We start from the raw sequence: 10,912 nt of genomic DNA, 5'->3' as shown, positions 1-10,912 counted from the left end.
AACCGATTCCGCGATGACCGACCACGCCCGTTCCGCCACGCCCTTCCAGGTTGCCGCGCTGCAGATGGTGAGCACGCCGGACGTCACACGCAATCTCGCCGAAGCGCGCCGCCTGATCGCGGAAGCCGCCGGCGAAGGCGCGCAGCTCGTGCTGCTGCCCGAGTATTTCTGCTTCATGGGCCACCGTGACACCGACAAGCTCGCGCTCGCCGAACCGTACCGGGACGGCCCGATCCAGCAGTTCCTCGCCGACGCCGCGCGCCGCCACGGCATCTGGGTGATCGGCGGCACGCTGCCGCTGAAGGCGCCCGAACCCGATCGCGTGCTGAACACGACGCTCGTGTTCGATCCGTCCGGCAACGAAGCCGCGCGCTACGACAAGATCCACCTGTTCAACTTCGAGAAAGGCGACGAATCGTTCGACGAGGCGCGCACGATCCGCGCGGGCGACACGGTCGTCGCGTTCGATGCGCCGTTCGGGCAGGTCGGCCTGTCGGTCTGTTACGATCTCCGCTTTCCGGAGCTGTATCGCCGCATGGGCGACTGCGCGCTGATGGTCGTGCCGTCGGCGTTTACGTATACGACGGGCCGCGCGCACTGGGAAACGCTGCTGCGCGCGCGGGCCGTCGAGAACCAGTGCTACGTGCTCGCGGCCGCGCAGGGCGGCAAGCACGAGAACGGCCGGCGCACGTGGGGCCACAGCATGCTGATCGACCCGTGGGGCGAGATCGTCGCGGTGCGCGACGAGGGCGCCAGCGTCGTGCTCGGCGCGATCGATCCGCAACGCATCGCCGACGTACGCCAGAGCCTGCCTGCGTGGCGGCACCGCGTGCTGACCTGAATCCGCCGCACCGCTTGAAACGCCGCGCGGCCCACCCATCTGCCCGGCAGCACCCGACAACTTTTTGAGAAACCCCGATATCCGCATGAACATCATCGAACCCGGCATCCGCAACCTCGCGCTGGCGAAGGACATCCTGCTCACGCCGTACGGCCTCGACGAAAGCCTGCTCACGCGCACGATCGCCGACATCTTCACGCATCGCGTCGACTACGCGGACCTGTACTTCCAGGCGACCCGCAGCGAAGCGTGGAGCCTCGAGGAAGGCATCGTCAAATCGGGCAGCTTCAGCATCGACCAGGGCGTCGGCGTGCGCGCGGTCGCGGGCGACCGCACCGCGTTCGCGTACTCGGACGACCTGTCGCCCGAAGCGATCGCGCAAGCCGCCGCTGCCACCAAGGCGATCGCGGCGGCCGGCGGCGGCCGCCAGAAGATCAAGGCAGCCACGTCGCTGACGGGCATCTCGGGCCGCGACCTGTACCTGCCGTCCGACCCGCTCGCGTCGCTCGACGCGACGGCCAAGGTCAAGCTGCTCGAACGCATCGAGCAGATGGCGCGCGGGCGTGATCCGCGCATCACGCAGGTGATGGCGGGCCTCGCCGGCGAATACGACGTCGTGCTGGTCGCGCGCAGCGACGGCGCGCTCGCGGCCGACATCCGCCCGCTCGTGCGCGTGTCGGTGACGGTGATCGCCGAACAGAACGGCCGTCGCGAGATCGGCTCGGGCGGCGGCGGCGGCCGCTTCGACTACGGCTACTTCACCGACGACGTGCTGTCGCGCTACGTCGACGACGCCGTGCACGCGGCGCTCGTCAACCTCGATGCACGTCCCGCGCCGGCCGGCGCGATGACGGTCGTGCTCGGGCCGGGCTGGCCGGGCGTGCTGCTGCACGAGGCGATCGGCCACGGCCTCGAAGGCGACTTCAACCGCAAGGGCTCGTCCGCGTTCGCGGGCCGGATCGGCGAGCAGGTCGCCGCGAAGGGCGTGACGGTGGTCGACGACGGCACGCTGCCGAACCGCCGCGGCTCGCTGAACATCGACGACGAGGGTAACCCGACGCAGTGCACGACGCTGATCGAGGACGGCATCCTGAAGGGCTACATCCAGGACACGCTGAACGCGCGCCTGATGAAGATGCCGGTCACGGGCAACGCGCGGCGCGAGTCGTACGCGGCGCTGCCGATGCCGCGCATGACGAACACCTACATGCTGAACGGCGACAAGGATCCGCAGGAAATCATCGCGTCGGTGAAGAACGGCCTGTACGCGGTGAACTTCGGCGGCGGCCAGGTCGACATCACGAACGGCAAGTTCGTGTTCTCGGCGTCCGAGGCGTACATGATCGAGAACGGCAAGATCACCTACCCGGTGAAGGGCGCGACGCTGATCGGCAGCGGCCCGGAATCGCTGAAGTACGTGAGCATGATCGGCAACGACATGTCGCTCGACACGGGCGTCGGCGTATGTGGCAAGGAAGGCCAGAGCGTGCCGGTCGGCGTCGGCCAGCCGACCCTGCGGATCGACAAGATGACGGTCGGCGGTACGGCATAACCGCATCGCGGCGCAGACAATCCGCGCAGTTTGACGAAAACACGCGGATTGTCCGCATTTTCGACGGTTCCCGGTTGCCAGCCGGCCGGGGACGGGGTATAAATTCCGAATCAACTTTTTTGACGAGCCGAATTTCCGTCATGTCCGCCAAGTTTTACTTTTACTTTTTTTGGTATCTCAGACCGCTGGCGGATCGAGAGGGTTGATGGCGCGTAAAGCGCAACCGAAATTCCCGAAAAAACCGCCGGCGAACCCGGCGGTTTTTTTTCGCCCTTCGCCAGCCGGTCGCCGCCGCAGCCGTTCAGCAGCCCCGACCGACACCACTGAATCGCCCGAATCGATGAATCTGCCGCACGCCCACTGACCGAACGGCGCCCGGAAAATGAGGAGAAACAGCATGCCCCCGCACAACACCGACGACGTCCGCATCCGCGAACTCAAGGAACTGACGCCGCCCGCCCACCTGATCCGCGAATTCGCGTGCTCCGAAGCCGCGTCCGAGCTGATCTACCACTCGCGCCAGTCGATGCACCGCATCCTGCACGGGATGGACGACCGGCTGATCGTCGTGATCGGGCCGTGCTCGATCCATGACACGAAGGCGGCGATCGAATACGCGGGCCGGCTCGTGAAGGAACGCGAGCGCTTCAAGGGCGAACTCGAAATCGTGATGCGCGTGTACTTCGAGAAGCCGCGCACGACGGTCGGCTGGAAGGGGCTCATCAACGATCCGCACCTCGACAATAGCTTCAAGATCAACGAAGGGCTGCGCACCGCGCGCGAGCTGCTGCTGCAGATCAACGAAATGGGGCTGCCGGCAGCAACCGAATACCTCGACATGATCAGCCCGCAGTACATCGCCGACCTGATCTCGTGGGGCGCGATCGGCGCGCGCACGACCGAGTCGCAGGTGCACCGCGAACTCGCGTCGGGGCTGTCGTGCCCGGTCGGCTTCAAGAACGGCACCGACGGCAACGTGAAGATCGCGGTCGACGCGATCAAGGCCGCGTCGCAGCCGCACCATTTCCTGTCGGTGACGAAGGGCGGCCATTCGGCGATCGTGTCGACGGCCGGCAACGAGGACTGCCACGTGATCCTGCGCGGCGGCAAGGCGCCGAACTACGACGCGGACAGCGTGAATGCCGCGTGCGCGGACATCGGCAAGGCCGGCCTCGCCGCGCGTCTGATGATCGACGCGAGCCATGCGAACAGCTCGAAGAAGCACGAGAACCAGATTCCCGTGTGCGCCGACATCGGCCGCCAGGTCGCGGCCGGCGACGAACGCATCGTCGGCGTGATGATCGAGTCGCACCTGGTCGAGGGCCGTCAGGACCTGAAGGAAGGCTGCGCGCTGACCTACGGCCAGAGCATCACCGACGCGTGCATCGCGTGGGACGACAGCGTGAAGGTGCTCGAAGGCCTCGCGGAATCGGTGAAGGCGCGCCGCGTCGCGCGCGGCAGCGGCAACTGAAGGACGCGTACGGCCTCGCCTGGCGGCAGATTGGCCACCCGGCCAGCCTGCGGTCGGCGCGTCGCCCTGCCAGACTAGCTAACACTACCTAGCTAATCAGAGGCCGACCATGCCGACCGTCAACATGCACGATGCCAAGTCGCGGCTTTCGAGCCTCGTCGAAGCGCTTGAATTGGGGCGGGAGTCCGAAGTCGTGATCGCCCGCAATGGGCATCCGGTCGCCCGGATCGTTCCTTACGCCGCGCCGAAGCGGATCGGCGCAGCCCATCAGCTGCTGGCCGGATTGAATATCCCGACAAGCGTCGACGCATTCAATGCCGGCGATGAATCGATCGCCGCCGACTTCGATGCCAGCTCGGATCACGGGCTCGCGCCGTGAAGCTGCTGCCCGACACGCACATCGCGCTCTGGGCGGCTGAAGGCGCGCCGCAACTGTCGGCAACCGCGGCCGCGTTGATCGAACATCCCGAAAACAGGCTGTACGTCAGCGCCGCGTCAATTTGGGAAATCGCGATCAAGTACCGCACAGGCAATCTGCCCGTCCATCCGAGAGATGCACGTTCGGCCTTTCGGCTTGCGGGTTTTGCGGAGTTGCCGATCAGCAGCGATCACGTCGAAGGCGTCGCCGTACTGCCCGACTTTCCCGATCATGCCGATCCATTCGACCGCATGATGGTCGCGCAGGCACTCCATGAAGGGATACCGCTGATCAGCGCCGATGCCAAGGTGTGGCGCTATCACCCCACCTTGATGCTGCGCGCCTGACGCGCCATCCGCAACGAAGAAGCCCGGCTCGCGCCGGGCTTTTTTATTGACCGGAGACCATCGGTACGCGCATCACTCGAGCGCGCCCGAACCGAAGATCTCGGTGTTCACGCGCTCCGGCGCGACGCCCAGCGCGACGAGCGCGTCGCGCTGGGCCTTCATGAACGCGACCGGCCCGCAGATGTAGTAATCGGCGTCCGCCACCAGCGCGTACTGCTGCACGCGCTCCGGCGTGAGGCGCCCTTCGAGGTCGTGGTCGATGCCGACGCGATCGTTCGGGCCGACCAGTTCGTACAGCACCGTGCGCTTCACGTTCGCGTGCTCGCCGACGGTGTCGTTCAGCCAGTCGCGGAACGCGTGCACCGCGCCCGAACGGCAGGCGTGGATGAATCGCACGTCGCGCGGGCTGCCCGCCGCGATCAGCGTCGACGCCATCGACATCATCGGCGTGATGCCGACGCCGCCCGAGATCAGCACGACCGGCGTATCCACGTCGCGCTTCAGCGAAAAGTCGCCCATCGGCGCGGTGACTTCGACGATCGCGCCCTCTTCGACGCCATCGTGCATCAGCGTCGACACCTTGCCGGCCGGAATCGCTTCCGGCTTGCCGGCCTCGCGCTTCACCGAGATGCGCAGCCACTGGCCGTGCGGCGCATCGGACAGGCTGTACTGGCGCGGCTGGTCGACGCCGAGCTCGCCGACGAAGCGCTTCACCGTGACGTACTGGCCCGGCTCGAACGTCGGTGCTTCGCCGCCGTCGGCGGGCGTCAGGTAGAACGACGTGATCTCGTCGCTTTCACGCACCTTGCGCGCGACCTTGAACGGACGGAAGCCGCTCCACGCGGCGTTCGCGTACAGGTCGGCCTCGGCGCCGATCATGATCTGCGCGAGCTGGCCGTACGCGACGCGCCAGGCTTCGAGCGTGTCGGCATCGACCGCGTCGCCGAGCACCTCGACGATCGATGCGAGCAGGTTCTCGCCGACGATCGGGTAATGCTCGGGGCGGATGTTCAGGCTCGCGTGCTTGTGCGAGATGCGCGACACCGCGCCGCCCAGCGCGCCGAGGTTGTCGATGTTCGCCGCATACGCGTAGACGGCCTTCGCGAGCGTCTCGGGCTGGCTGCCGGTCTTCTGGTGCGTCTGGTTGAACAGGTTCTTCAGTTCCGGATGACGCGCGAACATGCGCTGGTAGAAGTGCTTCGTGATCGTCGCGCCGTGCTCGGCGAGGACGGGGGCGGTGGCCTTCACACGGGCCATCTGGTCAGCGGTGATGTGGGTCATGTTCGTTCTCCGTTAAACATGCACAAACAATACATGTTTAAAAACGGACGTCCCCCGGGCAAATTGTCGCAGTGCGCAAAAACGCGACGGCGGGCTAGCGGACGCGCCCGCGCTCCCACAGCACGTCGGCGCCGCCGCCCGCGCGGTTCAGCACGCGCGCCAGCACGAACAGCAGGTCGGACAGCCGGTTCACGTACCGCCGCGGTGCGTCATTGAGCGTGTCGCTACGCCCGAGCGCGACGATCGAGCGCTCCGCACGGCGGCACACGGTGCGGCAGACGTGCGCGAGCGACGCCGCGCGCGAGCCGGCCGGCAGGATGAATTCCTTCAGCGGCGGCAGCGTCGCGTTGTAGTCGGCAAGCCACCGGTCGAGCCGGGCGAGATGCGTGTCGTCGAGCACCGCGTGGCCGGGAATGCACAGCTCGCCGCCGAGATCGAACAGGTCGTGCTGGATCGTGACGAGCGCCGTGCGGACGTCGTCCGGCAGCGTCTCGGCCAGCAGCACGCCGAGATTCGAGTTCAGTTCGTCGACGTCGCCGATCGCGGCGATCCGCGCGTCGTCCTTGCCGATGCGCCGCCCGTCGCCGAGGCCGGTGGTGCCGTCGTCGCCCGTGCGCGTCGCGATCTTGCTCAAGCGGTTGCCCATGCGAATGTCCTCTCGTGCGCGGCCGCCACGCGGCCCGGTTGGCTGGAACGCGATTATCGCAGCCCGCGGCGGCAGGCGCAGCGGACGTTACAGCGTAGAATGGGCCGACAGTTCGACAAGCAGTCAGGAGACATTCGTGAATCACCCTGCCCCGCCGGCCGCCACGCGCCGCCCGCTGCCCCCCGCCATGCTCGATGCACTGCGCGCCGCCTTCGGCGAGCGCGTGTCGACCGCCGACGCGGTCCGCGCCCATCACGGCCGCGACGAATCCCCGTTCGATCCGCAACTGCCCGACGCCGTCGTGTTCGCGCACAGCACCGACGACGTGCGCGAGGTCGTGTCGCTGTGCTCGCTCTACAGCGTGCCGCTGATTCCGTACGGCGCCGGCTCGTCGCTCGAAGGCCACCTGCTCGCGGTGCGCGGCGGCGTGTCGCTCGACCTGTCCGAAATGAACCGCGTGCTGTCGATCAACGCCGAAGACCTGACCGTGACGGTCGAGCCGGGCATCACGCGCAAGGCGCTCAACGAAGCGCTGCGCGACACCGGCCTGTTCTTCCCGATCGATCCGGGCGCCGACGCCAGCATCGGCGGGATGACCGCGACCCGCGCATCGGGCACCAACGCCGTACGCTACGGCACGATGCGCGAGAACGTGCTCGGCCTGACCGCGGTGCTCGCGGACGGCCGCGTGGTGAAAACCGGCTCGCGCGCGCGCAAGTCGTCGGCCGGCTACGACCTCACGCGCCTGTTCGTCGGGTCCGAAGGCACGCTCGGCGTGATCACCGAGATCACGCTGCGCCTGCACCCGCTGCCCGAGGCCGTGTCGGCCGCGATCTGCACGTTCCCGACGATGGGCGACGCGGTGCGCACGGTGATCGAGACGATCCAGATCGGCGTGCCGATCGCGCGCGTCGAATTCGTCGATGCGCTCGCGGTGCGCTCGATCAACCGTCACTCGAACCTGACGCTGACCGAGGCGCCGACGCTGTTCTTCGAGTTCCACGGCACCGATGCCGGCGTGAAGGAACAGGCCGAACTCGTGCAGGCGCTCGCCGGCCAGAACGCCGGCCAGGGCTTCGAATGGGCGACCCGTCCCGAGGATCGCACGCGGCTCTGGTCCGCACGCCACAACGCGTACTTCGCGATGCTGCAGTTGAAGCCCGGCTGCCGCGCGGTGACGACCGACGTGTGCGTGCCGATCTCGCAGCTCGCCGCGTGCGTCGAGGAAACCGAGGTCGACCTGCGCGCGTCGTCGCTGCCCTGTCCGATCGTCGGCCACGTCGGCGACGGCAATTTCCACGTCGCGATCCTGATCGATCCCGACAAGCCCGAGGAACTCGCCGAAGCCGAACACATCAACGACCGGATCGTCGAGCGCGCGCTGCGCCTGGGCGGCACCTGCACGGGCGAGCACGGCGTCGGGCTGCACAAGATGCGCTTCCTGCCGAAGGAGCACGGCGACAACGCGATCGACACGATGCGCGCGATCAAGCTCGCGCTCGATCCACGCAACCTGATGAATCCAGGCAAGATTTTCACGTGCTGACCGGCGGCGCGAGCTCGCGCCTCACGCAGGAGACTTCATGAACGCTCCCGTCGAACTGTCGAGCGCCGCACGCGCGCAGCGCCAGCGCGAAGTCGTGCAGGCGCTGATGGCCGTGCTGCCGACGCACTGCCTGCTGTACCGCGACGAGGACACGGCGCCGTACGAATGCGACGGCCTGTCCGCGTACCGCCGGCTGCCGCTCGCGGTCGCGCTGCCCGAGACGGAATCGCAAGTGCAGCGGATCGTGCAGATCTGCCGCCGCATGGAAGTACCGATCGTGCCGCGCGGCGCCGGCACGAGCCTGTCGGGCGGCGCGCTGCCGATCGCGCTCGGCGTCGTGCTGTCGCTCGCGCGCTTCACGCGCATCGTCGAAGTCGACCCGTACGCACGCACGGCAACCGTGCAGCCCGGCGTGCGCAACCTCGCGATCTCGGAAGCGGCCGCGCCGTACGGCCTGTATTACGCGCCCGATCCGTCGTCGCAGATCGCGTGCACGATCGGCGGCAACGTCGCGGAAAACTCCGGCGGCGTCCACTGCCTGAAATACGGGCTGACCGTGCACAACGTGATGCGCGTGCGCGCGGTGACGATCGACGGCGAGGTCGTCGAGTTCGGCTCGCTCGCGCTCGACATGCCGGGCCTCGACCTGCTCGCGGTGATGATCGGCAGCGAAGGGATGTTCGCGATCGTCACCGAGGTCACGGTGCGGCTGATCCCGAAGCCGCAGACCGCGCAGCTCGTGATGGCGAGCTTCGACGACGTCGTCAAGGGCGGCGAGGCGGTGGCAGCGATCATCGCGTCGGGCATCATCCCGGCCGGGCTCGAGATGATGGACAAGCCGGCCACGCAGGCCGTCGAGGCGTTCACGCACGCGGGCTACGACCTCGACGCGAAGGCGATCCTGCTGTGCGAATCGGACGGCACGCCGGAAGAAGTCGCCGAGGAAATCGTGCGGATGACGGCCGTGCTGCGCGAACACGGCGCGACGCGCATCCAGGTGTCGCGCAACGAACATGAACGGCTGCGCTTCTGGTCCGGCCGCAAGAACGCGTTCCCGGCCGCCGGGCGCATTTCCGCCGATTACTACTGCATGGACGGCACCGTGCCGCGCCGCGCGATCGGCCCGCTGCTCGCGCGCATCGAGCAGCTCGAAACGCGCTACGGGCTGCGCTGCATCAACGTGTTCCATGCGGGCGACGGCAACATGCATCCGCTGATCCTGTACAACGCGAACGATCCGGACGAGCTGCACCGCGCCGAGCAGTTCGGCGCGGAAATCCTCGAATGCTGCGTGGAGTTCGGCGGCAGCGTGACGGGCGAGCACGGTGTCGGCATCGAAAAACTCAATTCGATGTGCGTGCAGTTCTCGCCGCAGGAGCGCGACGCGTTCTTCGCGGTCAAGCGCGCGTTCGATCCGGCCGGGCTGCTGAACCCGGACAAGGGCATCCCGACCCGTGCGCGCTGCGCGGAATACGGTCGCCAGCACGTGCGCGGCGGGCTGTTGCCGCACCCCGACCTGCCGCGCTTCTGAGCGGCGCGGGCGGGTCACGGCCCGCACCGGTGGCCGCGGTCCGCGGGTCTGCCGCGCCCGCGCGGCGCGTTCGCGCGCCGGCGCGAGCCTGCCGCACGCGATACGGGGCTTAGGGATAGTCGCGATGTGGAATCGCGCCACCCCGGTACAATCGACCGGACAACGAGACGAGAAAGCAACGGAACATGGAAGAGGACGACATCGTCGCCGGATGGGCCGAGCGCATCCGCGCCGCCAGTGCCGACGGCCGGCCGCTGCGGATTCGCGGCGGCGGCACCAAGGACTGGTACGGCCAGGCGCTCGAGGGCGAAATACTCGACACGCGCGCGTTTCAGGGCGTCGTGTCGTACGACCCGGCCGAACTCGTCGTCACGGTCCGCGCGGGCACGCCGCTCGCGCAGCTTGAAACCGTCCTCGCCGAGTGCGGCCAGATGCTGCCGTTCGAACCGCCGCATTTCGGGCGCGCGGCCACCGTCGGCGGCTGCGTCGCAGCCGGTCTCGCGGGCCCGCGCCGCGCCACCTGCGGCGCTCCGCGCGATTTCGTGCTCGGCACCACGCTGATGAACGGCCGCGGTGAGATGCTGCGCTTCGGCGGGCAGGTGGTGAAGAACGTCGCCGGCTACGACGTGTCGCGGCTGATGGCCGGCGCGCTCGGTACGCTCGGGCTGATGCTCGACCTGTCGATCAAGGTGCTGCCGATGCCCGTCGCCGAAGTCACGCTGAAGTTCGAGATGACCGCGACCGACGCGGTGCGCAAGCTCAACGAATGGGGCGGCCATCCGCTGCCGGTCAGCGCGAGCGCGTGGCGCAACGGCACGCTCGTGCTGCGCCTGTCGGGCGCGGAAGCCGCCGTCAAATCCGCGAAAACGCTGCTCGGCGGCGAAGTCGTCGACGCGGTCGAGGCCGAGCGTTTCTGGTCCGGCCTGCGCGAGCACACCGACCCGTTCTTCAACGGCATCCCGCCCGGCTACGCGCTGTGGCGCCTGTCGCTGCCGTCGATCACCGAACCGATGCACCTGCCGGGCACCCAGTTGATGGAATGGGGCGGCGCGCAGCGCTGGTGGATCACCGACGCCGACGCGCAAACCGTGCGCATGAGCGCGAAGCAGGCCGGCGGCCATGCGACGCTGTTCCGCGCGGGCGACACCTACGACCGCAGCGCGGGCGTGTTCACGCCGCTGCCGGCGCCGATGATGAAGATCCACCGCGGGCTGAAAAGCGCGTTCGATCCAGCGCGCATCTTCAATCGCGGCCGGCTTTACCCTGAGCTCTGAGGGCT

11 protein-coding genes are annotated in these 10,912 nt (G+C 68.0%); 8 read left to right on the top strand and 3 right to left on the bottom strand.

Going from position 1 to position 10,912, the window contains the following annotated elements; translation table 11 throughout:
* Positions 1–13 precede the first annotated feature (13 nt).
* Positions 14–841 (top strand): carbon-nitrogen hydrolase family protein, encoded by an 828-nt coding sequence (locus tag H0X95_RS17830; protein ID WP_034200997.1) that lies wholly within the window; start codon positions 14–16, stop codon positions 839–841.
* Positions 842–926: 85 nt separating this feature from the next.
* A complete protein-coding gene (tldD, locus tag H0X95_RS17825) occupies positions 927–2,393 on the top strand; it encodes a metalloprotease TldD (protein ID WP_006489294.1) in 1,467 nt (488 codons plus the stop codon).
* A 177-nt stretch (positions 2,394–2,570) separates the two neighbouring features.
* On the opposite strand, the gene H0X95_RS17820 is transcribed toward tldD, so the two are convergent.
* Positions 2,571–2,792, bottom strand: coding sequence for a hypothetical protein (locus H0X95_RS17820; protein WP_006497499.1), 222 nt, complete (start codon positions 2,790–2,792; stop codon positions 2,571–2,573).
* Between H0X95_RS17820 and aroG the strand changes: the two genes are divergently transcribed.
* The 3 genes from aroG (at position 2,791) to H0X95_RS17805 (ending at position 4,629) form a co-directional block, all read left to right on the top strand.
* The gene (aroG, locus tag H0X95_RS17815; protein WP_006489288.1) at positions 2,791–3,864 is read left to right on the top strand and encodes a 3-deoxy-7-phosphoheptulonate synthase AroG; all 1,074 of its coding nucleotides are present in this window, start codon (positions 2,791–2,793) and stop codon (positions 3,862–3,864) included. The genes H0X95_RS17820 and aroG overlap by 2 nt on opposite strands.
* A gap of 109 nt (positions 3,865–3,973) precedes the next feature.
* A complete protein-coding gene (locus tag H0X95_RS17810) occupies positions 3,974–4,243 on the top strand; it encodes a type II toxin-antitoxin system Phd/YefM family antitoxin (RefSeq protein WP_059721647.1) in 270 nt (89 codons plus the stop codon).
* A complete protein-coding gene (locus H0X95_RS17805) occupies positions 4,240–4,629 on the top strand; it encodes a type II toxin-antitoxin system VapC family toxin (protein ID WP_006489298.1) in 390 nt (129 codons plus the stop codon). The genes H0X95_RS17810 and H0X95_RS17805 overlap by 4 nt, the downstream gene beginning before the upstream one ends.
* 72 nt (positions 4,630–4,701) lie before the next feature.
* Here H0X95_RS17805 and hmpA read toward each other — a convergent pair whose 3' ends face one another.
* Together hmpA and H0X95_RS17795 are read right to left on the bottom strand one after the other, a co-directional pair.
* Entirely contained in the window at positions 4,702–5,910 is a 1,209-nt protein-coding gene (gene hmpA, locus H0X95_RS17800) for an NO-inducible flavohemoprotein (protein ID WP_058902155.1), read from the bottom strand.
* Between the two features lie 94 nt (positions 5,911–6,004).
* Positions 6,005–6,556, bottom strand: a complete 552-nt coding sequence (locus H0X95_RS17795; protein WP_058902154.1) for a cob(I)yrinic acid a,c-diamide adenosyltransferase — start codon at positions 6,554–6,556, stop codon at positions 6,005–6,007.
* A gap of 136 nt (positions 6,557–6,692) precedes the next feature.
* Here H0X95_RS17795 and H0X95_RS17790 point away from each other — a divergent pair, with 136 nt between their 5' ends.
* The 3 genes from H0X95_RS17790 to glcE all read left to right on the top strand — a co-directional run bounded on the left by H0X95_RS17790 (position 6,693) and on the right by glcE (position 10,907).
* Complete coding sequence (locus tag H0X95_RS17790) at positions 6,693–8,102, top strand: FAD-binding oxidoreductase (protein ID WP_034201002.1); 1,410 nt, start codon at positions 6,693–6,695, stop codon at positions 8,100–8,102.
* Between the two features lie 37 nt (positions 8,103–8,139).
* On the top strand, positions 8,140–9,633 hold the full coding sequence (locus H0X95_RS17785; protein WP_006497501.1) for an FAD-linked oxidase C-terminal domain-containing protein: 1,494 nt from the start codon (positions 8,140–8,142) through the stop codon (positions 9,631–9,633).
* Positions 9,634–9,818: 185 nt separating this feature from the next.
* On the top strand, positions 9,819–10,907 hold the full coding sequence (gene glcE / locus H0X95_RS17780; RefSeq protein ID WP_006488938.1) for a glycolate oxidase subunit GlcE: 1,089 nt from the start codon (positions 9,819–9,821) through the stop codon (positions 10,905–10,907).
* Positions 10,908–10,912: the final 5 nt, after the last annotated feature.

Source organism: Burkholderia sp. 9779_493, from assembly GCF_015712215.1.
GTDB lineage: Bacteria > Pseudomonadota > Gammaproteobacteria > Burkholderiales > Burkholderiaceae > Burkholderia > Burkholderia cenocepacia.
This window is presented reverse-complemented; position numbering and strand designations above follow the sequence as displayed.